This window comes from Neomesorhizobium albiziae (genome assembly GCF_900114255.1).
GTDB lineage: Bacteria > Pseudomonadota > Alphaproteobacteria > Rhizobiales > Rhizobiaceae > Neomesorhizobium > Neomesorhizobium albiziae.
In genome coordinates this window covers 81,717-108,448 of sequence record NZ_FOSL01000015.1, presented here as the reverse complement: position 1 = coordinate 108,448, position 26,732 = coordinate 81,717, and the positions used below count along the sequence as shown (strand labels likewise).

The window sequence follows — 26,732 nt, the reverse complement described above, 5'->3', positions numbered from 1 at the left end:
TTTGACCCGTGAGGGTTTTCGCGTCGTACTGGCCGCCCGGACATCGCCTGACGTTCATCTGTGAATTGGATCTATCCAGAGCACCTCTTCGGGTGCTTCTACAGGTTCAATGTCCAGATTAACTACCACCGGCTCTTGGCCTGATCTGACAAGCACGCATTCCAGGGTCTCGTCGCGGCTGGCATTGATCTCCTGGTGTGGCACGTAGGGCGGCACATAGATGAAGTCGCCGGGGCCGGCCTCCGCAACATATTCCAAGCTTTCGCCCCACCGCATGCGCGCCTTGCCCTTCACCACATAGATGATGCTTTCCAGATCGCCGTGGTGATGGGCGCCGGTCTTGGCGTTGGCGTGGATGGTGACCGTGCCGGCCCAGATCTTTTCAGCGCCCGCCCGCGCTTTGCTTATCGCCGTTGCCCGGTTCATTCCGGGTGTCTGCGCGGTGTTGGGGTCAAGTGAATTGCCGGGAATAACCTTCACGCCATTCTCGCGCCAGTTGGTCGGCGGGCGGTCGTGGTCGTCATGTCTATGATCGTGTGTCATGTCGTTTTGCTTGTCCTGATCCTTGCTCAGGCCGCGGCGCGGGCCGGGATCGCCCGAACAGCTGCGATGATATCGGCAGGTTCGGTGCGCACGAGCCAGTCAGGGCTGACATCTGCAAATCGTACCGTGCCCGCCTGATCGACCACAATCGCCGTTGGCATCGGAAGCTCCCAGGTTCCTGTCCCGGTGACCTCGCCAATCGGACTTCCGGCTTCGATCGACGCTCGGCGAGAGGGCTCGTCAAAGGAATACAGGATGCCGAAGCGGCGTCCCAGCGAATTGTCGGCGTCGGTCGCAATCTGGAAATCCAGTTGATGGCGATCCTTGATGTCACGCAGCTTTTCGGGGACCTGAGGGCTGACGCCGACCAACGTCGCGCCGAGCTTGCGTAGTTCGGGGGCGAGATGTTGGTTGTAGTAGGGCAGGGCGATGTTACAGGCCGGACAACCGGCAAATCGGAAGAAGATGAGGACGAGGGGTCCGTTCTTGAGGATGGTTGCAAGCGACAGCGGACCGGCATCCACTTCGGTCAATTCGAAGGGCTGGACCACATCACCCACCTTGACGAAGGCGGAACGGTCGGCGGTTTCGACCAGCAAGCGCCGCTGGTCGACATTAATCTTCAGCTTCTCGGCCGGCATTGTCAGCGCCCGCGTGGCTTGGAATGCCGCGAGAACCTGGTTGAGCGATTGCGCCATTGGTTTGCTCCGTCGGTGAGAGTTAGCCGCCGAAGCGGCATGGACGATGGCCCGGCCATCGCATTTCTTTCAGGATAAGTTTGCCGCGGCGCGGAGCGAGGAAAGAAATTGCGCGGAAGATTTCGCCTGGCAACGAATTGTCTAATTCGCGCGGTGGCCTCGGGTCGGCGTTGCCGAGCCGCTGTTGGGACACCATTCGCGGGATAACCCTCGAGGTTCCTTAAATGGCTCCGCACCAAGCATGATTTTCTAACGCATCGCGAACATTCGAAACGCCGGGGACTACTTGCCCTTTAAATCTACAAATATTGTAGACATTAGGATGCAACCGCACCCTTAGGCCAGGCGCGAGCACGTCGGCTGGGCGAAAAATACTGATAAATCAACAGTGAAGGTGCCAGCATGCCTAACGCGAAATTGGTCGGCCTCGTTGGAAATTTCAGCCGCCCGTCCAAATCTTATGCGCTTGTTGAGACAGTTGCCGGGCTTGCAGCCAAGCGATACGGCTTTCGCACGCAGCTCCACGACCTGACCGATATCGGTCCGTCACTGGGCAATGCCCGTCATCACAAGGACCTTGATGAGGTTGCACGCCAGGTGCTGCAGAACATCGTTTCCGCTGACGTGCTCGTGGTCGGATCTCCGACCTACAAGGGTAGCTACACCGGATTGTTCAAGCACTTTTTCGATCTGGTCGACCCACTTGCTCTACAAGGCAAGCCGGTCATACTCACTGCCACGGGCGGCGGCGACCGCCACGCGTTGATTGTTGAGCATCAACTGCGCCCGCTCTTCGGTTTCTTCATGGCACACACGCTACCAAGCGCCGTCTATGCCGCCGATCGGGATTTTGTCGACTATCGACTTGTCTCGGAGCCCATCCGCGGCCGTGCCGAACAGGCCGTAGCCGAGCTTGGAGCTTTCTTTCCGCAAAGGTCGCTTCATGCAGAGGCGGCCGAGTAATGCCGCCGTCGGCGCCCGAAAGGATGCGTGGATGAGCGTCACCCCGCTTAGGCCAAGACCTGTCACCAACGCGCGCACGTCTGTCGAGGTGGCGGCCAAATTGGCACAAATATTTGCCAAGACGGCCGGCGATTATGATGAGAGCGCTGCGTTTCCGCACGAGAATATTTTTCGGTTGCATGATGCGGGCCTTATCTCCCTCACAGCCTCAGTCGAATTTGGCGGCGCCGGGGCCGGGCTTGCCGAAGCATCGGAGGTGATCCGCGAAATCGCCCGGGGCGAGCCCTCGACCGCACTTATCCTGATCATGCAATACATCAATCTTGCAACGCTGCCCAAGGGCCGCTGGCCAGAACACCTTGCGCGCAAAGTGATCGGCGACGCGGTCGAAAACGGCGCCTTGATCAACGCATTCCGGGTCGAGCCGGAACTCGGTACGCCGCTTCGCGGTGGGCTGCCCGCCACTACCGCGCGGCGCACGGCCGACGGTTGGTCGATCAGCGGCCGGAAAATCTATTCGACCGGTGCCGAGGGGCTCACATGGGCGATCGTCTGGGCCCGGACCGATGAAGCCGAACCACGTGTCGGCGGCTTTCTGGTGCCGATGGGCGCACCGGGCCTGCGTATCGAAAAGACCTGGAATCCGCTTGGGATGCGCGCCACCGGAAGCCACGACGTGGTCCTCCAAGATGTGTGGGTTCCCCTTGATCACGCTGCCGATGTCCGCCCTCCATCCGAGTGGGATACGCGCGGCGAAGGGCAGGCGGCATGGTTCGGAACGCTACCGGGCGCGCTTTATAGCGGCGTCGCGGAAGCCGCGCGTGACTGGCTGGTAGGCTTTCTGAAAGAACGCATCCCGACAAACCTTGGTCAACCATTGGCGACGGTTCCCCGCGTCCAGCAGGCGGTCGGCGAGATCGAGGAGCTGATCGCCATCAACCGCCGGCTGATTTTGTCGGCAGCTCGCGATGTAGACGAAGGGCGTCCCTTCACGCTCTCGGAAGCCGGCCTCATCAAGGTCGTCACAACCGAAAACGCGATCGCGGCGGTCGAGAAGGCGCTTAAGCTCACTGGCAACCACGGGATTTCACGCAACAACCCGCTCGAGCGTCATCATCGGGATGTTCTTTGCGGGCGCATCCACAGCCCGCAGGAAGACGTGGTCCGGCTCAGCGCCGGCAAGCTTGCTCTCGGCATCTGATCAGCAAAAAGCGACGGAGATTTTCATGCCAGTCGAATTCATCGGTTACGTTGGGAATTTCAACGCCTCGGAAACGATTGCTCGCTCCGGGCCGGTGATCAATCGCAACCATATCGCCGCAGCTGCTGCCATCCATGAGAACGGCGGCTTCGACAGGGTCCTGCTCGCCTTTCACTCCACGTCGCCAGAGAGCATCCTCGTCGCCCAACACGTGACCAGTATCACGCGCGATCTCAAGCTGATGATCGCGCACCGCCCGGGCTTTACCGCGCCGACACTGGCCGCCCGCCAGCTTGCAACCCTCGACCATCTGAGCGACGGCCGCATCGCCGTCCACATCATCACCGGCGGCAACGATCAGGAACTCGCGCAGGATGGTGACCATCTCACCAAGGACGAGCGCTATGCCCGCACAAGCGAGTATCTCGATATTGTGCGACACGAATGGACGAGCGAAAAGCCGTTCGACTACGACGGCAAATTCTACCGCGTCACTGGAGCATTCTCGGAGGTCAAGCCACAAGGGCCGGACGGCATCCCGATCTATTTCGGCGGTTCGTCCGATGCCGCAATTACGGTGGCCGGAAAACATGCCGACATCTATGCGTTGTGGGGCGAGACCTACGCGCAGGTGGCCGAAACCATTGGCAGAATCCGCGCTGCCGCGGCTCCTCATGGCCGCTTGCCCCGCTTCAGTCTGTCTCTAAGGCCGATCCTTGCCGACACCGAAGAAGCGGCGTGGGCCAAGGCCGACCGCATCCTTGAGCGCGCGAAAGCTCTGCGCGCCAGCGCAGAGCGCCTGATCCGTGGAAATGCCCCCGGTCAACAGCCCGCCAATGAAGGGTCGCGGCGCTTGCTGGCGGCTGCCGCAAAGGGCACCCGTCTTGACAAGCGGCTGTGGACCGGGATCGCCGCCTTGACCGGCGCAGCCGGCAATTCGACATCGCTGGTTGGCACGCCCGACCAGGTCGCCGAAGCCATGCTCGACTACTACGACCTTGGCGTCTCAACTTTCCTCATTCGCGGCTTCGACCCGCTCGAAGATGCCTTCCACTACGGCCGCGATCTTATCCCGCGTGTTCGGGCACTCGTCGCGGAACGGGAAGCCGCGGCGCCGCATGTCCAGGCGGCTGAATAGCACGAACCATCCGCAAAGAAATTGGGGGATGTTTCGATCCCTTCTTTCAGACAGACCGGCAGGAGAAACGACAATGAACCGCAATGCGAAGACATCGATTCAGCTAGGCAATGGCTCTCTCATCGGCGGGCTTGACCGCCGCTCATTCCTTAAGAGCGCGGGCGCGCTCGGACTCGCCGCGCCGCTCGGCGCCATTTCTGCAAGCAACCTTTGGGCACAGGCCGCGGCGCCGGCCGGCGAACTGAAGAAGATAAAATTCGCGACCAACGCCTCGGCGATCTGCCTCGCGCCGGTGTTCGTGGCGCAGCAGCAGGGGATTTTCAAGAAATACGGTCTGGAGGTGGAACTGGTTAATTTCGGCGCATCCACCGAGGCCCTGCTCGAAGCCATTGCGACCGGCAAGGCCGATGGCGGCGTCGGCATGGCGCTGCGCTGGCTAAAGGCTTTGGAGCAAGGCTTCGACGTCAAGATCACCGCGGGCACTCATGGCGGCTGTTCGCGCCTCGTGGCTTTGAAATCTGCCGGCATCACCCAACTCAGCCAGCTCAAGGGCAAGACGATCGGTATTTCCGATCTGGCCAGCCCCGGCAAGAACTTCTTCTCGATACTCCTTCACAAGGAGGGCCTCGATCCGGTCGCCGACGTCGAGTGGCGACAGTATCCGGGCGAGTTGCTGCAGCTTGCGGCCGAGAAGGGGGAGATCCACGCCATCGCCGATGGAGACCCGAAGGCCTATTTCTGGCTGCAGGATCCCAAATACCTCCAGATCGCCTCCAATCTCGACCATGGCTTCGAGAACCGCGTCTGCTGCATCGTCGGCCTGACCGGCAGCCTTGTCCGCGACGATCTACCGACGGCTTCGGCGCTGACGCGTTCACTGCTTGAAGCGCAGGATCTGACCGTCGCCAAGCCGGAGATTGCCGCTACCGCCTTCCTTCCCAACGCACCCAAGGACAAGACCGTCGAGCAACTGGTTGGCGTGTTGCTCGACCAGACCCACGGCCATAACCCGACCGGGGCGGATCTGCGCCAGGAGATCGCGCTCTATGCCCAGGAACTGCGCGATGTTCAGGTCTTCAAGAACTCGACCGATCCGCAGGAATTCGCGGACCGCGTCTATGCCGACGTGCTGACGGCGTAGGGAGGCGGAACGATGGCTTCGATCGATCCGGCGCTCTCCGACCGTACTGACGGCGAGCCGACGCTCGCTGGACGTGAAAGGGTGGGCATCTGGGTGCTCGGGCTGGTGGCTGCAGCCACCTGGATCGGCGTCGCCGCGCTGATCGAGCTTTGGCCGGAGATCATCCCACAGCCATACGGCCGCGAACTGGCGATCATTTCGCTGGTTTTCGCACTCGCTCTGGTGGTCGTCGCTGCGGCGGGACGGCTCCTCGGAGCCGCCGCGTCCACCACCCGCTATTACGGTCCCTGGTTTGTGGCCGCAGCGTTCGTTGTCGCAGGCTGGGAGATCGTGACGGCAAAAACCGGCCTGTTGCCGGTACCCTTTTTCTCGTCGCCGCAGAGCATTTTGGAAGTGTTCTTCGACGACTGGAGCCGGCTCGGCATGAGCGTCGGGTATTCGGTACTTCTGCTGGCGAAGGGCTATTTCTTCGGCGCCTTAGCCGGCTTCGCCACTGGCGTCACCATCGGCTGGTCGCGGACCGCGAGCTATTGGGTGCATCCGCTCTTGCGTCTCATCGGGCCGCTGCCGGCCACGGCCTGGCTGCCGCTCGCCTTCTTCATCTTCCCGACCAGCGGATCGGCAAGCGTGTTCCTGATTGCCCTTGCAACCGCTTTCCCGGTGACCATCCTGACCTGGTCCGGTATCGCCAGTGTCAACCGCGACTATTACGATATAGCCCGCACGCTTGGCGCAAAACCATCTTTCCTGATCCTGAAGGTTGCGATACCGGCGGCGCTGCCGCATGTCTTCGTCGGGCTCTTCATGGGTCTCGGTACCTCTTTTGCTGTGCTGGTGGTGGCCGAAATGCTCGGCGTCAAAGCCGGTCTTGGCTGGTACCTGCAATGGGCGCAGGGCTGGGCTGCCTACAACAACATGTATGCCGCACTTTTGGTGATGGCGCTGATGTGCTCGGGCCTGATTACCATTCTCTTCAGGGTGCGTGACTGGACGCTGTCCTGGCAGAAGGGCCTTGTCAGATGGTAGCTCTTGCAACGAACCAGGCTGCGGTATTCGCCGCTGCCGGGCAGAAAATCGACATCGAGAACGTCTTTCATCAGTTTGAACTCGAGGGCGAACCGCTTCCCGTGCTTGACGGCATCGACTTTTCGGTCGAGCCGGGATCGTTTATCGCGCTGCTCGGCCCCTCGGGATGCGGGAAATCGACGTTGCTTCGCCTGCTCGCTGGCCTCGACCACCCGACGAAGGGCGACTTGAAGGTCGACGGTGAGAATGTTGGCGACCCCGACCCCTCGCGCATCATGGTCTTCCAAGATCCAACATTGTTTCCGTGGCGAACAGTCTGGGACAATGTCGCGCTCGGCCTCGAAGCCCGCGGCATCGTGAAGAAGTCGCGCCAGCGGGTCGATGACGCGATCCAGCTTGTCGGGCTCGGCGGTTTCGACAAGGCCTATCCGCATCAGCTTTCGGGTGGCATGGCGCAGCGTGTGGCGCTTGCCCGCGCGTTGGTCAACGAGCCACGGCTGCTTCTTCTGGATGAGCCACTCGGCAAGCTCGACTCGCTGACACGCCTCACCATGCAGACCGAGCTCGTCGGCCTGTGGCAACGCGCTGGACTGACCGCAGTCCTCGTCACCCACGATGTCGAGGAAGCGCTGTTCCTGACGCAACGTGTGTTGGTTTTCGGCCCGCGGCCAGCGCGCATTGTCGCCGATATCGAGGTCGACCTTCCTTATCCACGCCATCGCGGCGACCCGCGCCTCGCCGAGCTTCGGCGCGAAGCGCTCGGCCATCTCGGCCTCGCCGCAACCTGGTAGTCAACCGATTGGAATCCCTCAAATGAAAATGTTCTACTACGGCTTGCGCGCTATCCTTGCTGTGGCGGCGTTTGCGACATTTCCCGCCCACGCCCACATCACGTTCGAGAACAAGGAGATAAAGGCCGGCAGCACGGTCAAGTTCGTGCTCCGCGTGCCGCATGGTTGTGCCGGTTCACCGACCACGGCTGTCAGGATTGCGCTGCCCGAGGAACTGACGGATGCCAAGCCGCAGCCGAAACCCGGCTGGTCGCTCGACATCACGAGGATCGAAGCCCAGGGCGACGGCTCCAACGAGCCCGGCAACAACGCCCATGGCGGACATGATGATGGAATCATCAAGGAGATCGCATGGTCTGGCGGCAGGCTCGAAGACGCCCACTATGACGAGTTCGTGTTTCGCGCGAAGGTGGCAGAAGACGTTGGGGCATCATCGATCTTTGTCCCGATCGTTCAGGAATGCCAGGCCGGTGTCGAACGTTGGATCGAGATTGCGCCCGCTGGCGTCTCATCCGACGATCTCAAATTCCCGGCACCATCGATCAAGGTCTTGCCCGCATCGTGAGCGGGCTTCACGATTGGATGTTGCGGATTTCGGCGGCGCTTTGCGCCGCCGTTTTCGCGTTGACGCTTTCCGCCGCAGATGCGTCGGCCCATGCCCAGTTGATCAGTGCCGAACCGTTCGACGGGGCGGTCCTTACGACGGCGCCCGAACAACTGACACTTGCATTCTCCGAGCCAGTACGGCCGCTCGTGGCGCGGCTGATCCATCCCGACGGGCGCGCCGAAATCCTAAAGCTGAGCGCCGACAAGGGTGCCGTTATCGTGCTGGTCCTGCCATCCAGCCTGGAAAACGGCACGCATATCTTGTCGTGGCGCGCCGCCTCGTCTGACGGCCATCCGATCGGCGGTGGCCTTGTGTTCTCGGTCGGCGCGCCGAGCGCGGTCGCCCCAGCGACGATCGCGCAATTCGATTTGACAGCCCGCATCGGGTTATGGTCGGCGCGCTTCCTGTTGCTCCTCGGACTGATTGTCGGGGTTGGCGGCACCGCATTTTATGCGCTGATTGGCCGCTCCGCTTCGATTGCGGGAGCCCGCATCGTGACGGGAGCGCTGTTCGCCGGGCTTGCGGTTGCGCCACTTCTGGTAGGCTTCCAGGGCCTCGACGCGTTCGGCTCACCGCTTTCCGGTCTGGCGACCGCCGATGTTTGGGAAACCGGATTGTGGGCGACCAGCTATGGCAGTTCGACGCTGTTGGCGGCAATGGCGATCTGCGTGGCATATGCAGCTGGACAGGCGGGTTACCGATCCCGCTTTGGAACATTGCTTGCCATCGCAGCATTGCTGCTGGTCGGTGTTGCAGTCGCCAGTGCCGGCCATGCCTCGGCCGCGCCGCCACGCTATTTGACCGTTCCCGCACTATTTCTCCATGCGGTGACTGTCCTGCTGTGGATTGGGGCCCTCGTTCCCCTTGGAGCCGTGCTTATCGCCGGCGGGGCGGCACTGCCGTTTGTAATACAGCGGTTTTCCCGTATCGTTCCCGCTATCGTGGGGGTACTGGCGCTCTCCGGCCTTCTTCTAGCGATCGTTCAGGTGCAATCCATCCCCGCGCTCTGGAACACCGACTATGGCCGCGTGCTCTTGGCCAAGCTCGCATTGGTCGTCGCGCTGTTGCTGCTCGCTGCGGTCAACCGCCTCTATCTGACCGCTCCCGTGGTCGCCGGAGACGCAAGTGCGACGCGCCGCCTGACGCGCAGCGTTGGTACTGAAATCGTCCTTGCAGCCGCGGTCATCGCGGTGCTCGGCCTGTGGCGTTTCACGCCGCCGCCGCGCACGATTGCGGCAAACCCTGCTTTGTTCGAGATTCAGGAAGTGCGCACGCAAAAGGAGGGTATCAGCGCTACCCTGTCGATCCATCCGCCAATCGTCGGACCGGCGAGGGTAGAGATCGGCAGCTTGCTTCTCGATGGAAAACCGTTCCAGCCGATCGGCGTCAGTGTCGATCTCGACAAGCCATCCTACGGTATCGGTCCATTCACACGCGAAGCGCTAAGAGCAAGCGATGGGATCTACCGTGCGGAGGGCTTCGTTCTGCCGCTAGACGGGTTCTGGATCGTTCGTGTTACCGTCCTCGTATCGGATTTTCGTTCGGTGACACTTATGGATGTCTTCGATGTCCAAAGGGCGCCCCAATAATCTTGGCTGCCTATTTCCAGGCCCGGACGACATGCCGACATGCGACCGGAAAGGAGAATTCGAACCTCCGATCAGGGCAAAGTTCAGCACGCCATGCCTAGTCTACTAAATTAGTAGAAATTAGCCTGAGGGAAATCGGCCGAAACCAAACGGTCTTCCGGCGATGCTTATGACCACAGCCCAGGGAAGTCCCTCATGCCCCAGAAACGTCAACTCAAACTCGGGTTCATGCTCCACGGCGTTGGCATGGGATGGGGCGACTGGCGCCATCCAGATGGCGACCCGGCCGCGAGCACGAGCTTCGAATACTACAAGCGGCAGGCGCAACTCGCTGAGGCGGCGAAGTTCGATTTCTTATTCGTCGCAGACAGCGTCTTCATCACCGAAAAATCCAGCCCGCATTATCTCAATCGCTTTGAGCCGCTGACCATATTGTCCGCGCTCGCAGGCGCCACTTCCCATATCGGGCTCGTCGCCACGCTCACCTCCAGCTACAGCGAGCCCTTCAATGTCGCGCGGCAGTTCGCCTCGCTCGACCATATCAGCGGCGGTCGCGCAGGCTGGAACGTGGTGACGTCGTGGCTGGAGGGCAGCGCGACCAATTTCAGCAAGGCGTCCCATCTGGCGCACGACACGCGCTACCGGCTCGCAGCCGAACATCTGGATGTCGTGCAGGGGCTTTGGGATTCCTGGGAGGACGACGCGCTCGTCCACGACAAGAAGAGCGGGGTGTTCTTTGACCCAAAAAAACTTCATGCACTCAACCACAAAGGCGAGTTCTTTCAAGTGAAGGGTCCGCTCAACATAGCACGTTCGGCGCAGGGACAACCCGTAATCTTCCAGGCCGGCGCTTCGGAGGACGGCAAAAATTTTGCATCGAGCCGCGCCGACGCGATCTTTGTCCATCACGAGAATCTCGCAGAAGGCAAGGCGTATTACCGCGATATCAAACAACGTGCCGCTGGCTTCGGTCGCGATCCGGACAAACTCTTCATCCTGCCCGGCATCCGCCCGGTGATCGGGTCGACCGAGGCGGAAGTTGAACGCAAATACCGGGATTTCGCCAATCTCACGTCGATCGAAAACGCGCTGTCGATGCTTGGCCGCCCCTTCAACGACTATGACTTCCTACAACACGATCTCGATGCATCGTTTCCGGACGTGTCGGCACATGGAGCAAACAGCAACCAAAGCACGTCGCGGAAGATTTTGGAGACCGCTCACCGTGAAAACCTGACGCTTCGCGAGGTAGCACTGCACTTCGCGACGCCGCGAACGGAGTTCGTCGGTACGGCGGAACAGGTCGCCGACGCTTTCCAACGTTGGTTGGAAGAGCACGGGTCTGACGGCTTCGTCGTCAACGTCTCACTGCCTAAGGAACTCGAAGTCTTCGTCGAGGTGGTCATCCCGATCTTGCAGGCGCGCGGCATCTTCCGCACCGAGTACGAGGCCGAGACGTTCCGGGGAAATCTTGGAATTCCGGTACCGTCCAACCGCCATGCGGTGCCAGGCGTGGCCGTTGCCGCCGAATGAGCTTTCCCGAGTTTCCCAGGCAGATTCCCTTAACAGCCAACAGGTGAGCCCCATGAAAATGCTTTCGCGTCGCGTATTCAATCTCTTGTTCGCCGGGTTTGCCGTCGCCACCGCATTCGGTTCGGTGCCGTCGGCATTTGCAGCCGAAGATCTCAACAAGGTGGTGCTGCGCGTCGGCGACCAAACGGGCGCCACGCGCGCCAAGCTGGAGGCGGCCGGTCTGCTCGATGACGTTCCCTACCGGATCGAATGGTCTGTTTTTGCAGCGGCCGTCAACCTGCATGAGGCGCTCAAGGCCGACGCAGTCGATATAGGGTCGGCAGCGGATTCGCCGACAGTCAGCGCAATCGCTGGCGGCTCCAAGATCAAAATCGTCGCCAGTTGGTCGAATGGCGGCCGTGGCAGTTCACTGATTATTCCTGCCGATAGTCCGATCAAGACCATTCAGGATCTCAAAGGAAAGACCATTTCGCCAACCACTCGCGGCAGCGTCGCACACTATCTCGTGCTCGGCGTGCTCAAGAAGGCCGGACTTGGTCAGGACGATGTGAAGCTCGCCTTCCTCAACCCTTCGGACGCCAGCGCTGCCTTCCAGGCCGGCAGCATTGACGCCTGGGGTACTTGGGGAATTTACAAGGCGCGTTCAATCGGAACGCTGAAAGCTACCGTGCTGATTGACGGACCTGGCATCAACACCGGCAATGGCGTGCTCAGCGCAACGGACAACGCGCTGTCGGATCCGGCAAAGGTCGCGGCGATTGCTGATTTTTCCGCCCGCATCGATCGCGCCTACAAATGGTCGAAGGACAACAAGGACGCTTATGTGGCCTTTTACGCCGCCTTCACGAAACAAGACAAGGCGACGGTGGAGAGCCTCTATGCGGATGAGGCCGCGTTCGAGCGGACGCCGATCGATCATGCTTTTACTGCTTCGCTTCAGAACGTCTTCGAGACCTGGAAGGAAGCCGGCGTGCTCAGCGGCGATCTCAAGCTTGCCGACTTCGTCTATCGCGACCTGCCGACGAACTGAGGCACAAGCGCGGGGAACAATGCGATGAGTTCGATCGCCACGATCACTATCCGGCCGGGCGCTGTCGAAAGGCGGGCGGCAGATGCCAAAGATGACGGAACGCTGGCGCGTCAGCGCATTGAGCCGGCGTCGGCCGCAGGACAGGGGGTGCCGCGCTGGTTGCGGCGTCTGTCGGGTCCGATCCTCCTGGTCCTTCTGTGGCACGTTGCATCGCAAACGGGCGTGCTACCGGGCGAGGTGCTCGCCGGTCCGTCGACCGTGATCGGCAGCGCCGCCAAGCTCATCGGGACCGGCGAGCTGCAGGATGCGATGGTGATCTCTCTCGGGCGCGCGCTGGCTGGCCTGGCAATCGGCGGCTCGATCGGCGTGGCTCTTGCGGTTCTGGCTGGGTTGTTCCGGCTTGGTGAGGATTTCGTCGACGCTACCATGCAAATGTTGCGGACCGTGCCCAATGTCGCGCTTATCCCGCTGTTGATCATCTGGTTCGGCATCGGCGAGGCGCCAAAGATCGCGTTGATTGCGCTCGGCACCGCCTTTCCCCTCTACCTCAACGTTTACGCTGGCATCCGCAACGTCGATTCGACCTTGATCGAGGCCGGCCGCACGCTTGGGCTGTCGCGCGCGGCGATGATCGGCCACGTCGTATTGCCGGGAGCGCTGCCGAACGCCCTGGTTGGATTGCGCTACTCGCTCGGCATCGCCTGGCTAGCGCTGGTCTTCGGCGAACAAATCAACGCCACCGCCGGCATCGGTTATCTGATGGCCAACGCGCGGGAGATGTTCCAGACCGATGTGATCGTTGTGTGTCTGGTCGTCTACGCCCTGCTTGGTCTCGGCGTCGATTTCACCGTCCGCACTCTCGAAAAGGTATTCCTCGCATGGCGGCCAGCCTTCAGCGGAACTTGAATGTAGTCGAGGCGGCCGCGCCTCAGACTGCTCCGAAACAGTCGAAAGCAGCAGTACCTGCAGTCAGGGTTCGCGGGCTGACACGCCGCTTCGGCGAACGCGAAGTTTTGAAGAACCTCGACGTCGACATCGCACCGGGGGAGTTCGTTGCGCTGCTTGGCGCCAGTGGCTGTGGCAAGAGCACCCTGTTGCGCATCCTGGCGGATCTCGACCGCGAAATGGTTGGCCACGTCGAGGTGCCGGTGCGCCGCGCCGTCGCCTTCCAGGCGCCGCGCCTGATGCCGTGGAAGAAGGTGTGGCGCAACGTCGTGCTTGGTCTGCCGGGGCGGGCTGACAAGGCGCGCGCTCTCGCTGCGCTGGAGGAGGTCGGTATCGGCCACCGGGCCGACGTGTGGCCGAAGGTGCTGTCCGGCGGCGAGGCGCAACGCACGTCGCTGGCGCGCGCTTTGGTGCGCGAACCCGATCTGTTGCTGCTCGACGAGCCATTTGCCGCGCTCGATGCGCTGACCCGCATCAAGGCGCAGGATCTCGTCGGTGAACTCTGGCAGCGGCATGGCTGCGCAATTCTTCTGGTCACGCACGACGTGGAAGAGGCGGTGCTTCTCGCCGACCGGGTGCTGGTTATGAAGGACGGCATCATCGCGCATGAGGAACGCATCGACCTGCCGCGACCGCGCGACGTCGCTGATCCGCATTTCGCCAGGATACGCGGCAGTCTTCTCGATTGGCTGGGCGTACGTCACGGTACTCACGGCAATGCCTGAGGCTTTGGACGATGAATAGGTCGAGGGGAGAGACTCTAGAACTGACCGCCGACGTGCTGGTCATCGGCGGGGGGTTGGCCGGAACCTGGGCTGCTTCGGCTGCGCGGCGCAGCGGCGCCTCCGTAATTCTGGTCGACAAGGGCTATTGCGGCACCAGCGGTGTCACCGCGACTGCAGGGCCAGGTCATTGGTGGGTGCCGCCAGACCCTCCCGAACTGCGCGAGACGGCAATTTGTAACCGGAAGAAGACTGGGGCGGGCCTGAACGATGCGGATTGGATGGCGCGCATTCTGGCGCTGACCTGGGAGAGCCTTCCGACGCTCGAAGGTTTTTATGACTTTTCCACGGATGAGAGCGGCGTGAAGCAGTATCGCGCTCTGCGCGGCCCCGAATATATGCGTGCCCTGCGAAAGCTCGTCGACAGCCTTGGTGTCACGGTCCTCGATCATAGCCCGGCATTGGAACTGCTTCAACGTTCCGATCGCTTGGTTGCTGGCGCGCGCGGTATCCGCCGGCAAGCGGGCGGCGACTGGCATGTAAATGCCGGCGCGGTCGTGCTCGCCACCGGCGGCACCTCGTTTTTGTCGCGCCTGCTCGGCTCGCACACCAACACCGGTGACGGCTACCTGATGGCGGCGGAGGCCGGCGCTGAACTCTCCGGCATGGAGTTCACTTCCTACTACACTGTCGCCCCGGTACGCTCGACGATGACGCGCTCCATGTCTTACGCGTTCGCGACCTATTACGACGAGGATGGCGCGGTCATTCCGATGCCGCCCGGGCCTGAGACGACACGGCCGCTGGCGCGGGCCATGCTCAAGGGCCGCGTCTTTTGCGACCTTGCCCGCACGCCGGAGGATATCCGCGCGCACGTGCCGATGATTTCGCCGAACTTCATGCTTCCGTTCCGACGCTGGGGCATCGACCCATACAAAGACCGGTTCGAAGTGACCTTGCATGGGGAGGGAACGATCCGCGGCATCGGCGGGCTACGGATCGTCACCGCGGATTGTAGAACTTCGGTTCCTGGTCTTTTTGCGGCTGGCGATGTGGCGACACGCGAACTGGTAGCCGGCGCGATCTCGGGTGGCGGGAACATCAATTCGGCCTGGGCAGTCTCGTCAGGCCAGTGGGCAGGGTCAGGAGCGGCACGCCATGCCGCCAAAAACCCTGCGGCATCGGGCGCCAAGCCCATTGGGCAGGCGGGCCTACGCCCGGGTGGCAGGCAGCGCGATGTCGATCTTGGCGCAACGTTGTCTGCAATTCAGGGCGAGATGCTTGCGTATGACAAGAATATCTTCCGCAGCGGCCACCCGCTGAAGCGCTCGGCCGAAACTCTCGACGCGACTTGGGCAGAGTTCGATGCCCACGCGCGCGGCTTCGGCACCGATCTATTGAGGACGCGAGAAACCGCCGCAATGCTGGCTACTGCGCGCTGGTGTGCGGCCTCGGCGCTGGCGCGCGACGAAAGCCGCGGCATGCACCAGCGCGATGATCGCCCCGAGACCGAGCCCCGCTTCAACCACCGCATACTCGTCGGCGGCCTGGACAAGGTTCGGACGAGGCTGGATTCCGTCCGCCCATTGGAGCTCGCCTCATGATCGAACTCGTCATCGCCGAGCGCTGCACAGGCTGCAACGCATGCGTGGAGGTTTGCCCTACCAACGTGCTTGATCCGGCGTCGGCGGGGCCGCCTCTGATTGCCCGGCAGGAGGACTGCCAGACCTGCTTCATGTGCGAGCTTTATTGCCGCGGGGATGCCATTTACGTAGCGCCCGACTGCGAAAACCCGACCCCCGTTGACAAGGACGCGATCCTGGGCTCCGGCCTGCTTGGCGAATTCCGCCGCAACCATGGCTGGCACGAATGGGAGGCCGATCCCCGCTACACCAACGAGCATTGGCGAATGGAGAGCGTCTTCCTGCGGGCGAGGGATGTGGCCATCGCCGAGGCGGCGCAACGGACGGGTGAACTGGGCGGTAAGCAACGTAAGGTTCACGCCATGCCTGTTACATCCCCGGTGGCATGAGCAATTTTTGGGACGAAACGGAAATTGCGCTCAAGGCTTCATGCGCCCATTCACTCACACGGGCGCCGAGCGCTACGCTGACGCTTCCCGGATGCAACCATTAACTAAACCTTGTCCATCCAACGCGTTTGGCGCGGATGATTGAAGCCGGCCAAGTCGACACCTTCGTCATGCCGGCCATGTGACCGGGCTCGATATACTCGTCAACGCTCAACTGAGCGAAGACCTGTGCGCCGGAGAGCCAGCACCACCTTGCGTCACATCGACGAAGGCTGCCTGAGCAATGCACTCGCAAGGTGCTGGCACTGAACGCGGATGTCGGGGATCGCTTCGATCTCCAGAAAGGTACCGCGGGTAAGAGGACCCACCGCGTAAAGACGAGCGTTGCGGCCCTGCTGACTGATCAGCGCCCCGTCCGGGGAGACGTCGAGCCCAATGCGAAGCCTATCGGCCCGTGCAATGCCAGTAGCCAGAAGTGACCGCATAAGCGGATTTGAGCTCTTTCCGGGGTCGGCGATGACGCCTGCGCAGTCGTATATGCGCGCAACACGAATTTCCTCTACAGCCTGACTATTTCGACGTTGCAACACCGCTTCGAAGCCCTTCCCGATCGATTTCACGTCAAGTATCCGGCCCGCGATCACATGCAACTGACCGTTCGCGACTGCCTCGGAGAGTTGCTCCCCGACCTGGGGCGCCATGCGGTGCCTATGGATGTCCCACCAAGCCTTCAGATGCCTGAAGAATTGGCGCTTCGAGGCATCAGACCAGCTTTGCCAAATCAACTGATTGTGCGGACGCAACCCATCCACGACATCGCGCCAGTTGCCTCCCCGCGCCTCAGTCTCGCGAACGAGATCCCGGAACCAACCTGCGAATTCCAGTGGTCCGCCGCCGAGGGGAACATCGGCTTGCTGAAGAACAATGGAACTGGTCTTGCTGTGTACGGCTGGAAGCAGCCCGCGGCGTGAAACAGCAACAATTTGGCCCTGGTGCCCAGCAAGCATTAGAGACAGGCATGTATCGACCATGCTGAGGCCGCTGCCGATGATGAGGACTTGATCGGTTGGATCAGGCAGGGCGCCATCGGCCTCTGATGGCGGCGCAAGTGACAGCCCACGGTTCACCTTCTGATCGTGTCCCGTTGCCAGAACGCATCGCTGTGTTACAACTCTTGTACCGTCAGCCAACTGCAGCTCCAAATGCTCGTCGCGCTCAAGGATTGCGACGCATTCCTCGTCGATTATGCGCAATCTTGCATTTGAGCCGTACTGGTTCGAAGTCTCATGCAGGAGCTGGCCGAGATATTCGCCATACAGGTGACGGGGAGCGAAATAGGTCGTCGGATCATCGATCTGGATGTTGCGAGCACGCAGCCAGTGCACGAAATGGTCGGGCTCGTCCGCGAAGGCGCTCATGTTCGAAGCCCGAACATTGAGAACGTGATCTTCCAGGTCGGTTGAATAAGCCAAGCCTCGCCCAAGCGAGGTCCGCTTTTCGACGATGACGATTTGGAGGTCGGGATCATAACTGCGCAGGAGATGCGCCGCCATCAGAACGCCGCTTGCGCCGCCGCCGATGATTGCAATCGACCTGTTGGATACTGTGGGCGCTGCCAAACTCTATCTTTCGCGATTGGCGATCGTCATCAACGATCTGGGTGCGGCACTTGAGCGTGACGCACAACCGGGGACGGGAATGGGAGAAATCCAACACGCTCCCGTCAGGTGTTTCCTAGCCGGCGTCGAGATTGCGCAATCGCTCAACACAGAGCGCCCGCAACACGCGTGCGGCATCCGCATAGGTCAGATGCTCTTCACCAAACGCAAAAAGCCTCTCAGGGACAACCGCTGCGACATCCTCCAGAATGCGAACCGGAAGGAGATCCGAACAGCTTCGCATACGCCCGAAGACCGAGCTGATAGGCACAGACACACCTTCGAGTTCAACCAGCGGTTCTGTCATGCCACGTTCCCAGCCTTCATAGGCGTCGAGGGCATCGGCGAATGCCTGATGCAGATAGATCGGTGCATGGCCTTCGTGCAGTGCGGGAAGCAAGCGCGTCATCAACTCCTCCTGTGATCTGCCAATTAACGAAAGCGAACTCATCCCCTTGTTGCCTGAAATGAAGCACAGCAGCGTTCAGCCGGCTGCAGAAGCGAGTTTCGATCCACCGTAGGCGCCGACCGAAAATTCGTTGGCGATGGTATCGCGCAGCCCTAGTCGGCTGGCATCAATGCCAAGCTTGGGGAACAGCAATTCGGCCACGCGATAGGCTTCCTCGAGATGCGGATAGCCAGAACCTATTACAGTATCGATACCGAGAGCCTGATATTCGCCGAGCCGTTCTGCGATCTGGTCTGGCGTTCCGACAAGTGCGGTTCCCACGCCGACCCGCACCAGCCCAACACCGGCCCAAAGGTTGGGGGCGACGACCAGCTTGTCGCGGCGGCCACCATGCAATGCCGCCTGCCGCTTTTGGCCTACCGAATCCATTTCGTCCTGGAAACGCTTCCAGGCGCGCTCGATCTGTTCATCCGAAATATGGCTAATGAGGCGGTCGGCGGCAGCCCACGCCTCTTCCTCGGTTTCTCGAACGATGAAATGCAGCCTCATCCCGAACCGCAGCGTTCGGCCGAATGCCGCGGCATGTTTGCGTGCTGAAGCAATTTTTTCCGCGACTTGTTCCAGCGGCTCGCCCCACGTCAGGTACATATCGACGGCCTTGCCGGCCAGTTCTTGCCCCGCATCGGAAGAGCCACCAAAGAAAAGCGGCGGCGTCGGCTTCTGAACGGGGGGAAAATCGACCCGGGCGCCCTTTACCTGATAGTATTTGCCGCCGAAATCGACGGTCTCGCCAGAAACCATGCGGCGCCAGATGGTGAGGAATTCCTCACCCTGTGCATAGCGCTCGTCATGAGGGAGGAAAATGCCGTCGCCGGCAAGTTCGGTCGGATTGCCTCCGACAACGACGTTAAGGAGAAGTCGCCCCTCGCTGAGACGGTCGAGTGCGACGGTTTGGCGTGCCGCAAATGCCGGCGAGGTCACGCCCGGCCTCAATGCAACAAGGAATTTCAGTCGCTCGGTTGCGGTTGCAAGGCCGGTCGCAACAATCCAGGAATCCTCGCAGCTTTGGCCTGTAGGCAGAAGCACCCCCCCAAAACCAAGCTGGTCCACGGCGGTCGCCACCTGTTTGAAGTAACGAAAATCTGGTGGCCGACTGAGTTTCTCGGTGCCGAGATAGGTCCCATCGCCATGCGTCGGAATGAACCAGAAAAAATCGAGCGGATTCGGGGCATGGTCGCGACCCGGTTTTATGGCGGCCATTGTTGTCTCCTCTTTGGAGGAGCCTCGCACCTACAAACTCTATAAAGAAGGTAGAATTTACCAATATTCCGCCGGACGCCCAACTTTACACCATCGTATGGTCCGCTTGGAAAACGTCATTCCAGGGCGCCCGGGCCATTCGTTCAATCTAAAGTTCCTGAAGATCGAGCGCGGTCATTTCTTGTCTCCTTCGTCCACGCGTACTTTCTGCTTGTCATGAGGTCTGTTGACGTCAGCAGTCACGACAACGTCGCCGCTCTCCAATCCGCTACTGATGATGACGCGGTCTGTCTCGTAACAGGCGATCGTGATTGGCTTCAGGCGAACTGCGGAATTCGCGTCGATCGCCCAGACGGCAGGGCCGCCATCCTGATCGAACAGCGCGCTACCTGCCAGGGTGATCACCGGTGACGTGAACAGATTGACGCGGCCCGAAACGCGTGCACGCGTTTCTCAGGTTCGACGCCCGCACGGGAGGAGGTGCGCCGCGTGCAACGTCGGCATCGCATCTGGTATAAGTAGATGGCGAACGACGCAAACGAATCGCATCCAAAACATTTTGCAGGCACAAACCATATCGCAGGTGCGAAAGCGCCGCGGCCGTTCCGTACGGCAAGGTCCCATGGAGGTCATCGGAGTACGAAGCACCTTTGTGCACTGCTAATCCCCGCGCTACCTTAGACCTGCCGGCAGCGGCCTGTTTCAAAGCATACGAGAGCGAGGTTAAAAGGATTGCGAAATAGAATCATCACCCGCAGGGCTTTCGTGAAGGCAGGCGCTACTTGCGCAGCGGTCCTCGCCTTGCCGGTGGTGGCGCCCGCGGCGGAGCACGCTCCCCTGATGCGGACCATTCCCTCATCAGGCGAACCCATATGCGCAATAGGGCTCGGCACATGGATCACATTCAATGTTGGGGACGATCCCATCCTGCGCCACGAATGCGCCGACGTGATCGCGGCTTTCTTGGAAGCCGGCGGGCGCATGATCGATTCTTCGCCCATGTACGGCTCCTCGCAGCCCGTCACCGGCTATGGGCTGGAAAAGCTTGGCCGACCCGAGACGCTGTTTTCCGCCGATAAGGTCTGGACATCTTCGGCCGCCGGCGGGCCAGCGCAGATCGAGCAGTCGCGGCGCCTCTGGGGCGTACCGCGCTTCGACCTCGTGCAGGTTCACAACCTCGTGGCATGGGAGGCGCACCTCGAGACCCTCTTTGCCATGAAGGCGGAAGGGCAGATCCGCTATGTTGGGATCACCACATCCGAGGGCCGCCGGCACGATCTGTTCGAGCAGATCATGCGAAGGCATCCGCTCGATTTTGTGCAGTTCACCTACAACATTCTCGACCGCGAGGCGGAGGAACGGATGCTGCCGCTGGCGGCCGAGCGCGGTATGGCCGTCATCGTCAACCGGCCCTTTCGGCAAGGCGCGCTGACGCGCCGGTTGGAAGGCGAAACGGTGCCTGACTGGGCAGCGGAGATCGGGGCGGCAACCTGGGCTCAGTTTATCCTGAAGTTCATCCTCTCCCATCCGGCCGTAACCGTCGCCATCCCCGCTACGACAAGCGTCAACCACGTGCGCGAGAACGTGGCTGCCGCTGTCGGTCCCCTTCCGAATGACTCTCAGCGCGAGCGGATGGCGGCTTACGTCCGGGACCTCTGAATGTCGGAATGGTGGACCTACCGGCCGGAGGACTTTCTGCTGTTCTCGCCGCGCGTCTATTGGCGCATGTTCGAGCTGCATAATGAAGCGCTGTGGCCGCTGCATCTCATTACACTCGCTGCTGGGGCGGCTATCCTTGTGCTCGCGCTGTGGCGGCCGCATGGCCACGGCCTCTGGATTGCGCTCATCCTTGCCGCGCTCTGGGGCTTCGTCGGCTGGTCCTTCCTGTGGGACCGCTACGCGGCGATCAACTGGGCGATCGCCTATGTCTCGCCGGCATTCTGGCTGCAGGCGGTGCTGCTCGCCGTCGTCGGGGCAGGAGGCGGCGTCGCCTTCGACAGGCGGGACATCACCGCATGGCTCGGCCTGGCGCTCGCGGTTCTTGCTATTGTTGCCTATCCTCTTCTGCCGTCGCTGTTTGGCCGCCCCTGGACAACCGCCGAGGTTTTCGGCATCGCTCCGGACCCGACGGCGATCGTGACGCTCGGTTTCCTTCTTATCGCGCGCGGCGGGCTCGTGCTCCTGCTGTTGCCGATCCCGCTGTTGTGGCTTCTGCTCAGCGGCCTTACGCTTCACATCATGGGCGATACGCAGGCTTGGCTGCCGTTCGCGGTGGCGGGCGTATCGTTCATCCTTGTGGTCTTGCGCCGACTGCTCCGATGATAGAAGGGGCGGACTGAGGCATGTAACGTCAAATAGGTTTTCCATTGCCGACGACGCCAACAGCGACTTCAACCTTGTGTCTAACCCAGAGCCTTTCCAACCATAGGATCTGATCGGTCGATTTTCAGCGCGGCCCAAATGAACTGAAGAAGTTGGACCCCGAGCGGACTCACTTCTGCCGTAGCCTGAACGGCAGCTTTGCGGCCCCCATGTCGGCCGTTTTGACTAACGTTGCCCACTGCTCAAAAACAGACGTTATGGTCTGAAAGTCGCCGTTATGCCTTTCGCAAACGGGATCCTGACCGACCGGAATAGGCTAACAAACAGATTTCGGCATACGGTCAAAGTTAACGCACCAACCCTCTCGACGAGCCTATCATCGTATTCGGCACGTTTCGTGAACCCGTTAGTGTGTTCTCAGGATTCTGCCGACTTGAAAGGCCGCAAGCGCAGCCGGCTGCGGTGGTCTTTGGATCCCGGAGCGCCCGACGGGTGAACACCCTTGAAGTACGATTTCTGCCACTTCTCCTGAGCGGCTTTTGATGCCGGGACCACAAGCGTGGCGTTGAAAGTATCGCGCCGCTCCGACCAATCCCTGAACTCTCGATCGAGTTCGGGGTTTTCCGAAAGCTTGCGGATGGTTGGCGTGACGTCCTCGAGGCTGCCGCGCGCGAGCGGAAACAGATGGCAGAAGGGTTCGTCGATCTCGAAATGCACGCGTTGGTTCGGGCGTGTGAACTTCCAGTTCATGGTGAACGTGTAAGGCGACCAGTCGGTCTCGATGATGCCTGACAGGGCAGAGATCGCGTCCTTCGGCCGATTGACCGGTCCGGTTACGAACAGGTCCACGCCGGGATCAGTCCGGAAAAGGCACGGGATGTGAAATGTCAGCACGCCGCCTCCGAAATGGGAGACTGCCGGCGATATGGCTTCGGGTTTTGCCTTGATGCGGATCGCATCGTTGGTTTGCCTGCCGTCCCAGATCGCGGAAAAGGCGGCGGTGCACAAAATCTCCCAACCATGGGCGTTGGCTATGTTCAGCGGCAGGCAACGATAGGCGAAACGCTCGTCGCTGTCGTCCATCCATTGGCGCTCCAGCGGCGCCGGCCGAATTCGCAGTTCATGTCCGTCGATCACATAGGCGATGAGCTGGTTCAAAAGAGCTTATCCGGTCATTTCATTTGCCGGCGGCGTCGCCGCCAATCCGCGTCCTCGCCGACAGCACCCGCCGGCGGTGCGATCGTCAAGGGTCGCCGGAAAGTTTTACCATCTCAGCTTGAGACCGATCTGACCACCGAACAGGTTGTGATCGCTGCCTTCGACATCGAAAGAGTAGGCGACGTCGCCGAAAGCGGACAGATTCTCGCTGATCGCGTACGCAGCGCCGCCGTTGACGTCCAACCAGGTCCCTTTGCTGGTGATCAGTATCGGAGTGGTGTTGAAGGTGACTGCGGACGGGCCCTCGTCGAAGCCGTGCCACAGGTTGGCGCCGAGATGCGCCAGCAGTTCTCCTCTCCTGTATTCCAGGCGCGCACCCAGCCGCCCGGTCACCGAGTCGAACGCTTCATGGCTGATCTCGGAGAATGGATCGTTGGTCTCATCGAAATCGATGCGCTGCCAGATCAGTTGCGCCTGCGGCTCGATCGTCCAGCCGTCGGCGATCGCGAAGGGTACGCCTGCTTCGATCGAGGCGGCCACGCTGTTGCCATTGAGATCGGCACCGATGCCGCGATCGGAATCGCTGGAGCCGTTGAGCCAACCGTATTTGGCGACGGCGTCCACATACCAGCCGTTGGGCGACAGGTGGGTCCAGTAGCCGGCGATGCTGTCTTCATCCAGGTCGAGACTGCCGGCTTGCACATGAGAGAGGCCCAGCACATTGCCGCTGATGTCGCCGGATGCCTCGGCATGCGTGTAGAACAACCCGAGGCGGTCAACATGGCCGTTCTCGTGTTCGAAGCCGATCAGGTCGCTGCCGGCCTGCAGCCCCCAGTAATGGCCATCGAAAGCCGGTGCGATCTCGAAGCTGGCGACGCTCACATTCGCACCGGAGCTCAAATCGCTCTCGGCGCCGAACACACGGCCCCAGATGGCGGGCGGCGGGCGGACGCCCTCCGATGGCACGTCCGCGCCCTGCGGTTCGGGAACACGATAGACCAATGCCCCATCGCCGATCAGAAGCGACTGATCGGCGCGCCGTTGATGGAAGGTACCCATCGTCATTAGTCCCATCCGCTCAGCCACAAACGGCGCCATGACATGCCCCGGGACCTCCGGCCTAACGTTCAGCCGGCTTGTCGATGACGGCTTCGACATCGGCATCCGTCAGAGCTGGGAGGACGCGATCCAGTCGGTCAAGGACGCCGGCGGCAAGCCTTATCCGATCCCGGCGGGCGCCTCGGTGCACAAGTACGGCGCGCTCGGCTATGTCGGTTTTGCCGAGGAGGTCGCGGCGCAGGAGAAGGAACTCGGCTTCACCTTTGACTATATCGTGGTCTGCGTCGTCACCGGGTCGACTCAAGGCGGTATGATCGTCGGCTTTGCGGCGCAGAACCGCGCGGACCGGGTGATTGGTATCGATGCTTCCGGCACGCTCGACCAGACCCGTGCGCAGGTACGCGGCATCGTCGATTCCACCGCCGGACTCGTCGGACTGGGGCGTGCGATCCGCGAGGATGAGATCGTCATCAACGCTGATTACGCCCATCCCGCTTACGGTGTCCCCTCGGAGGAAACGAACGAGGCAATTCGGCTTGCCGCCCGCACCGAGGCGATGATCACCGACCCGGTCTATGAGGGTAAATCCATGCAGGGGATGATCGATCTCACGCGCAAGGGCTTCTTCCAGGCGGACTCCAGGGTGCTCTACGCCCATCTCGGTGGCGCACCGACGCTCAATGGCTACAGCTATTATTACAAGAACGGATGAGTCTCTCCTTGCCCAATCTGCTCCCCTTTTGCCCCTTCTCGCGGAACATGACGATGACCGATACGAGCCTTCACATCGGATCAAGACGGCGCGGTCCAACTGCCCAGCTTTTCATAGATGTCGTCGCGCAACTGTCTGACTTCGCGGTTGAGGTCGCCCAGTTGACCCGACGTGTGCCCGGACGTTTCCAGGAGCGCATCGCCCAGGCAGCCCGCTCTGGATCTCAACGCGCGGCCCTGGTCGGTCAGCGTCACGACAACCTGCCGTTCGTTCTCCGGATTGCGCGTGCGGCGCAGGAGGCCGGCCCCTTCCAGCCGCTTGAGCAAGGGCGTCAGGGTGCTCGATTCAAGGGCGAGTTTCTCGCCGATGTGGCCCACGGTCTGTTCGTCCGCCTGCCAGAGCACATTGAGGACGAGATACTGGGGATATGTCAGGCCGAGCTTGTCCAGCCAGGGCTTGTAAAGCCTCTGGATTGCCATGCCCGCCGAGTAGATGGCGTAGCACACCTGATTGTCGAGCGGCACGGGGTCGTTTGATTTCTGTCGGGCCATGGAAGTCTCCTTTGGTCCAACATATAGCTAACGCTTTCGCAAAAAGATATATCGCGATAAGAATTATGGTTGACAGACATCAAGACAATCGCTAGACAACAATTATCGCGATAACAGTTATCGCATATGACAAAGGAGAGAGCAAATGAAGACCAGCACCATCATCGCCGCCACGGCAGCAATCGGCATCGCAGCCGCAACATCCGCCCAATCCGCTGAAGGGATCCCCGACAACCAGGTTGTCAGGAATGTCGTTCTCGTCCATGGCGCTTTCGCCGATGGATCTGGCTGGCGCGGCGTCTATGACAATCTCACTCAGAGAGGGTACAAGGTTACCATTGTCCAGAATCCGCTGACCTCGCTCGCCGACGATGTCGCCGCCACCAAGCGGGCGATAGAACGTCAGGACGGCCCGACTATTCTTGTTGGCCATTCCTGGGGTGGCGTCATGATCACCGAGGCCGGCATCGACCCCAAGGTTACAGGCCTGGTCTATGTCTCCGCCCTGTCGCCGGATGCTGGCGAGACCACGGCGCAGCAGTATGAAGGCTACACGACACCACCGGAATTCGTGATCGAACCGACCGCCGATGGTTTCGGCTTCATCAAGGCGGACACGTTCAAGGCCGGCTTTGCCGCCGACACGACCGATGAAGACGCCGCCTTCCTGCGCAACTCGCAGGTGCCGATCAATTTGTCGGCCTTCGGCGTCAAGCTCGAGAATGCCGCCTGGCGCACCAAGCCGAGCTGGGCCGTCATCGCTCGCCAGGACAAGGCTTTCGACCAGCGCATGCTCCAGGATATGGCCAAGCGCATCGGCGCGAAGGTGACCGAGGTTGATGCCAGCCACGCGCTGTTCATGACTCAGCCGAAGGTCATCGCCGACGTCATCGACGAGGCCGCAAAGAGCACGCAGGAAGCCGCCCGGTGATATCTCGTCCGAACGCTAAGCAGGCGGCCAAAGCCGCCTGCCAGTGTCACAACGCCTACTTAGATTAGCTGTATCCGATACCCCAACGCATCACCACCAGGGACGCCGTCGGACCAGCAAGACCTATTTTGCCGCTACTCTCTTGTGGGAGTGGAGTCTTGAGCGCTGCGTGACGTTGACAATGATCCAGTCCTTTCAATCAAAGCGCACATGGCCTGCAACCAGAAGGGTTTCCAGGATCTCGCCGGACCCTCGGTCGACATGCCTGATGTCACTGCGGTCGGGTTCCGAGGTGCCGTGCCAAAGCTCGCCGCCAAAAAAACATACGCCTGTCACGATGGAGTTGATTGGATCGTGTTGAGGACGCTTCCATCGCTCGGATCGACTTGTTGGATCACTTTCCCGAGATGCTGGCCGACCCAGAGGAACCCTTCCGCCCAAGCCAATCCCGAGTCGCCTCCGTGGCCAGGTGCGGGAATGCTCCTGACGATATTGCCGTCGAGCAATCGAATTTGGTTTATCCGGTCTTCGGCAATTTGCCAAAGATGTTCGCCGTCGAATGCCGTGCCCGCATCGGTGGTCACGTCCAAACTCCGCACGATCTCCCCCCTTTCGGGGTCAATGGCATGGATCGGTACGCATCAGCAACAAAGCCAGCGCAGGAGGACCCCATGAGCGCGGTCGCCGCGTCTGTGCGCGCTGCGATTGCGCCC

General features: G+C 61.1%; 27 protein-coding genes and 1 pseudogene. 18 read left to right on the top strand and 10 right to left on the bottom strand.

The annotated features are described in order from the left end of the window. Positions 1-54: 54 nt before the first annotated feature. Both F3H98_RS21125 and F3H98_RS21120 read right to left on the bottom strand, forming a co-directional pair. The gene (locus F3H98_RS21125) at positions 55-543 is read right to left on the bottom strand and encodes a cupin domain-containing protein (RefSeq protein ID WP_149762302.1); all 489 of its coding nucleotides are present in this window, start codon (positions 541-543) and stop codon (positions 55-57) included. Between the two features lie 26 nt (positions 544-569). Next, a complete protein-coding gene (locus tag F3H98_RS21120) occupies positions 570-1,184 on the bottom strand; it encodes a peroxiredoxin-like family protein (protein ID WP_210249703.1) in 615 nt (204 codons plus the stop codon). A 459-nt stretch (positions 1,185-1,643) separates the two neighbouring features. Here F3H98_RS21120 and msuE point away from each other — a divergent pair, with 459 nt between their 5' ends. From msuE to F3H98_RS21050, 14 genes are all read left to right on the top strand, one after another. Next, positions 1,644-2,204: an FMN reductase gene (msuE, locus tag F3H98_RS21115; protein WP_149762300.1), complete on the top strand. Its 561-nt coding sequence runs from the start codon at positions 1,644-1,646 to the stop codon at positions 2,202-2,204. Positions 2,205-2,235: 31 nt separating this feature from the next. Continuing rightward, entirely contained in the window at positions 2,236-3,405 is a 1,170-nt protein-coding gene (locus F3H98_RS21110; RefSeq protein ID WP_149762299.1) for an acyl-CoA dehydrogenase family protein, read from the top strand. 25 nt (positions 3,406-3,430) lie between these two features. Beyond that, the gene (locus F3H98_RS21105; RefSeq protein WP_149762298.1) at positions 3,431-4,543 is read left to right on the top strand and encodes an LLM class flavin-dependent oxidoreductase; all 1,113 of its coding nucleotides are present in this window, start codon (positions 3,431-3,433) and stop codon (positions 4,541-4,543) included. 73 nt (positions 4,544-4,616) lie between these two features. After that, entirely contained in the window at positions 4,617-5,684 is a 1,068-nt protein-coding gene (locus F3H98_RS21100) for an ABC transporter substrate-binding protein (RefSeq protein ID WP_149762297.1), read from the top strand. A 12-nt stretch (positions 5,685-5,696) separates the two neighbouring features. Continuing rightward, positions 5,697-6,710: an ABC transporter permease gene (locus F3H98_RS21095; protein ID WP_149762296.1), complete on the top strand. Its 1,014-nt coding sequence runs from the start codon at positions 5,697-5,699 to the stop codon at positions 6,708-6,710. After that, entirely contained in the window at positions 6,704-7,501 is a 798-nt protein-coding gene (locus F3H98_RS21090; protein WP_149762295.1) for an ABC transporter ATP-binding protein, read from the top strand. Before F3H98_RS21095 ends, F3H98_RS21090 begins: the two co-directional genes overlap by 7 nt. Before the next feature lie 22 nt (positions 7,502-7,523). After that, the gene (locus F3H98_RS21085) at positions 7,524-8,066 is read left to right on the top strand and encodes a YcnI family copper-binding membrane protein (RefSeq protein ID WP_149762294.1); all 543 of its coding nucleotides are present in this window, start codon (positions 7,524-7,526) and stop codon (positions 8,064-8,066) included. A 17-nt stretch (positions 8,067-8,083) separates the two neighbouring features. Further along, positions 8,084-9,697 (top strand): copper resistance CopC/CopD family protein, encoded by a 1,614-nt coding sequence (locus tag F3H98_RS21080; protein ID WP_188130507.1) that lies wholly within the window; start codon positions 8,084-8,086, stop codon positions 9,695-9,697. A gap of 195 nt (positions 9,698-9,892) precedes the next feature. Next, positions 9,893-11,230, top strand: coding sequence for an LLM class flavin-dependent oxidoreductase (locus tag F3H98_RS21075; protein WP_149762292.1), 1,338 nt, complete (start codon positions 9,893-9,895; stop codon positions 11,228-11,230). Positions 11,231-11,282: 52 nt separating this feature from the next. After that, complete coding sequence (locus F3H98_RS21070; protein ID WP_149762291.1) at positions 11,283-12,260, top strand: ABC transporter substrate-binding protein; 978 nt, start codon at positions 11,283-11,285, stop codon at positions 12,258-12,260. Between the two features lie 24 nt (positions 12,261-12,284). Continuing rightward, positions 12,285-13,166 carry an ABC transporter permease subunit gene (locus F3H98_RS21065; protein ID WP_149762290.1) on the top strand — a complete coding sequence of 294 codons (882 nt, stop codon included), beginning with the start codon at positions 12,285-12,287 and terminating at the stop codon, positions 13,164-13,166. Further along, a complete protein-coding gene (locus F3H98_RS21060) occupies positions 13,139-13,930 on the top strand; it encodes an ABC transporter ATP-binding protein (RefSeq protein ID WP_149762289.1) in 792 nt (263 codons plus the stop codon). Before F3H98_RS21065 ends, F3H98_RS21060 begins: the two co-directional genes overlap by 28 nt. An 11-nt stretch (positions 13,931-13,941) precedes the next feature. After that, on the top strand, positions 13,942-15,531 hold the full coding sequence (locus F3H98_RS21055; protein WP_149762288.1) for an FAD-dependent oxidoreductase: 1,590 nt from the start codon (positions 13,942-13,944) through the stop codon (positions 15,529-15,531). Further along, the gene (locus tag F3H98_RS21050) at positions 15,528-15,959 is read left to right on the top strand and encodes a 4Fe-4S dicluster domain-containing protein (protein ID WP_149762287.1); all 432 of its coding nucleotides are present in this window, start codon (positions 15,528-15,530) and stop codon (positions 15,957-15,959) included. Before F3H98_RS21055 ends, F3H98_RS21050 begins: the two co-directional genes overlap by 4 nt. Before the next feature lie 257 nt (positions 15,960-16,216). On the opposite strand, the gene F3H98_RS21045 is transcribed toward F3H98_RS21050, so the two are convergent. The 4 genes from F3H98_RS21045 to F3H98_RS21030 form a co-directional block, all read right to left on the bottom strand. Beyond that, the gene (locus F3H98_RS21045) at positions 16,217-17,578 is read right to left on the bottom strand and encodes an FAD/NAD(P)-binding protein (protein ID WP_280178017.1); all 1,362 of its coding nucleotides are present in this window, start codon (positions 17,576-17,578) and stop codon (positions 16,217-16,219) included. Positions 17,579-17,693: 115 nt separating this feature from the next. Beyond that, a complete protein-coding gene (locus F3H98_RS21040) occupies positions 17,694-18,026 on the bottom strand; it encodes a BRA0787 family protein (protein WP_149762285.1) in 333 nt (110 codons plus the stop codon). Between the two features lie 75 nt (positions 18,027-18,101). Next, the gene (gene ssuD / locus F3H98_RS21035; RefSeq protein ID WP_149762284.1) at positions 18,102-19,286 is read right to left on the bottom strand and encodes an FMNH2-dependent alkanesulfonate monooxygenase; all 1,185 of its coding nucleotides are present in this window, start codon (positions 19,284-19,286) and stop codon (positions 18,102-18,104) included. Positions 19,287-19,460: 174 nt separating this feature from the next. Next, the gene (locus F3H98_RS21030; protein ID WP_149762283.1) at positions 19,461-19,691 is read right to left on the bottom strand and encodes a permuted SH3 domain-containing protein; all 231 of its coding nucleotides are present in this window, start codon (positions 19,689-19,691) and stop codon (positions 19,461-19,463) included. 339 nt (positions 19,692-20,030) lie between these two features. Here F3H98_RS21030 and F3H98_RS21025 point away from each other — a divergent pair, with 339 nt between their 5' ends. Next, complete coding sequence (locus F3H98_RS21025) at positions 20,031-20,945, top strand: aldo/keto reductase (protein ID WP_425294863.1); 915 nt, start codon at positions 20,031-20,033, stop codon at positions 20,943-20,945. Next, complete coding sequence (locus F3H98_RS21020; RefSeq protein ID WP_149762282.1) at positions 20,946-21,608, top strand: DUF6064 family protein; 663 nt, start codon at positions 20,946-20,948, stop codon at positions 21,606-21,608. A gap of 417 nt (positions 21,609-22,025) precedes the next feature. On the opposite strand, the gene F3H98_RS21015 is transcribed toward F3H98_RS21020, so the two are convergent. Then, complete coding sequence (locus F3H98_RS21015; RefSeq protein ID WP_149762281.1) at positions 22,026-22,766, bottom strand: DUF6065 family protein; 741 nt, start codon at positions 22,764-22,766, stop codon at positions 22,026-22,028. A 105-nt stretch (positions 22,767-22,871) separates the two neighbouring features. After that, the gene (locus tag F3H98_RS21010; protein WP_188130506.1) at positions 22,872-23,864 is read right to left on the bottom strand and encodes an autotransporter family protein; all 993 of its coding nucleotides are present in this window, start codon (positions 23,862-23,864) and stop codon (positions 22,872-22,874) included. A gap of 31 nt (positions 23,865-23,895) precedes the next feature. Here F3H98_RS21010 and F3H98_RS21005 point away from each other — a divergent pair. Beyond that, positions 23,896-24,537 (top strand): annotated as a pseudogene (locus tag F3H98_RS21005) (pyridoxal-phosphate dependent enzyme); the annotation flags it as partial. A gap of 80 nt (positions 24,538-24,617) precedes the next feature. Here F3H98_RS21005 and F3H98_RS21000 read toward each other — a convergent pair. Further along, the gene (locus F3H98_RS21000) at positions 24,618-25,088 is read right to left on the bottom strand and encodes a MarR family winged helix-turn-helix transcriptional regulator (protein ID WP_149762279.1); all 471 of its coding nucleotides are present in this window, start codon (positions 25,086-25,088) and stop codon (positions 24,618-24,620) included. A gap of 145 nt (positions 25,089-25,233) precedes the next feature. On the opposite strand from F3H98_RS21000, the gene F3H98_RS20995 reads away from it, so the two are divergent. Then, a complete protein-coding gene (locus F3H98_RS20995) occupies positions 25,234-26,019 on the top strand; it encodes an alpha/beta fold hydrolase (protein ID WP_149762278.1) in 786 nt (261 codons plus the stop codon). A gap of 332 nt (positions 26,020-26,351) precedes the next feature. Here F3H98_RS20995 and F3H98_RS20990 read toward each other — a convergent pair whose 3' ends face one another. Next, the gene (locus F3H98_RS20990; RefSeq protein ID WP_149762277.1) at positions 26,352-26,603 is read right to left on the bottom strand and encodes a hypothetical protein; all 252 of its coding nucleotides are present in this window, start codon (positions 26,601-26,603) and stop codon (positions 26,352-26,354) included. Positions 26,604-26,732 lie beyond the last annotated feature (129 nt).

Bases quoted from the DNA above. Each gene is read 5' to 3' on its own strand.
- F3H98_RS21125 (WP_149762302.1), bottom strand. From the start codon at position 543: ATGACACACGATCATAGACATGACGACCACGACCGCCCGCCGACCAAC.
- F3H98_RS21120 (WP_210249703.1), bottom strand. From the start codon at position 1,184: ATGCCGGCCGAGAAGCTGAAGATTAATGTCGACCAGCGGCGCTTGCTG.
- msuE (WP_149762300.1), top strand. From the start codon at position 1,644: ATGCCTAACGCGAAATTGGTCGGCCTCGTTGGAAATTTCAGCCGCCCG.
- F3H98_RS21110 (WP_149762299.1), top strand. From the start codon at position 2,236: ATGAGCGTCACCCCGCTTAGGCCAAGACCTGTCACCAACGCGCGCACG.
- F3H98_RS21105 (WP_149762298.1), top strand. From the start codon at position 3,431: ATGCCAGTCGAATTCATCGGTTACGTTGGGAATTTCAACGCCTCGGAA.
- F3H98_RS21100 (WP_149762297.1), top strand. From the start codon at position 4,617: ATGAACCGCAATGCGAAGACATCGATTCAGCTAGGCAATGGCTCTCTC.
- F3H98_RS21095 (WP_149762296.1), top strand. From the start codon at position 5,697: ATGGCTTCGATCGATCCGGCGCTCTCCGACCGTACTGACGGCGAGCCG.
- F3H98_RS21090 (WP_149762295.1), top strand. From the start codon at position 6,704: ATGGTAGCTCTTGCAACGAACCAGGCTGCGGTATTCGCCGCTGCCGGG.
- F3H98_RS21085 (WP_149762294.1), top strand. From the start codon at position 7,524: ATGAAAATGTTCTACTACGGCTTGCGCGCTATCCTTGCTGTGGCGGCG.
- F3H98_RS21080 (WP_188130507.1), top strand. From the start codon at position 8,084: ATGTTGCGGATTTCGGCGGCGCTTTGCGCCGCCGTTTTCGCGTTGACG.
- F3H98_RS21075 (WP_149762292.1), top strand. From the start codon at position 9,893: ATGCCCCAGAAACGTCAACTCAAACTCGGGTTCATGCTCCACGGCGTT.
- F3H98_RS21070 (WP_149762291.1), top strand. From the start codon at position 11,283: ATGAAAATGCTTTCGCGTCGCGTATTCAATCTCTTGTTCGCCGGGTTT.
- F3H98_RS21065 (WP_149762290.1), top strand. From the start codon at position 12,285: ATGAGTTCGATCGCCACGATCACTATCCGGCCGGGCGCTGTCGAAAGG.
- F3H98_RS21060 (WP_149762289.1), top strand. From the start codon at position 13,139: ATGGCGGCCAGCCTTCAGCGGAACTTGAATGTAGTCGAGGCGGCCGCG.
- F3H98_RS21055 (WP_149762288.1), top strand. From the start codon at position 13,942: ATGAATAGGTCGAGGGGAGAGACTCTAGAACTGACCGCCGACGTGCTG.
- F3H98_RS21050 (WP_149762287.1), top strand. From the start codon at position 15,528: ATGATCGAACTCGTCATCGCCGAGCGCTGCACAGGCTGCAACGCATGC.
- F3H98_RS21040 (WP_149762285.1), bottom strand. From the start codon at position 18,026: ATGACGCGCTTGCTTCCCGCACTGCACGAAGGCCATGCACCGATCTAT.
- ssuD (WP_149762284.1), bottom strand. From the start codon at position 19,286: ATGGCCGCCATAAAACCGGGTCGCGACCATGCCCCGAATCCGCTCGAT.
- F3H98_RS21020 (WP_149762282.1), top strand. From the start codon at position 20,946: ATGTCGGAATGGTGGACCTACCGGCCGGAGGACTTTCTGCTGTTCTCG.
- F3H98_RS21010 (WP_188130506.1), bottom strand. From the start codon at position 23,864: ATGGCGCCGTTTGTGGCTGAGCGGATGGGACTAATGACGATGGGTACC.
- F3H98_RS21000 (WP_149762279.1), bottom strand. From the start codon at position 25,088: ATGGCCCGACAGAAATCAAACGACCCCGTGCCGCTCGACAATCAGGTG.
- F3H98_RS20995 (WP_149762278.1), top strand. From the start codon at position 25,234: ATGAAGACCAGCACCATCATCGCCGCCACGGCAGCAATCGGCATCGCA.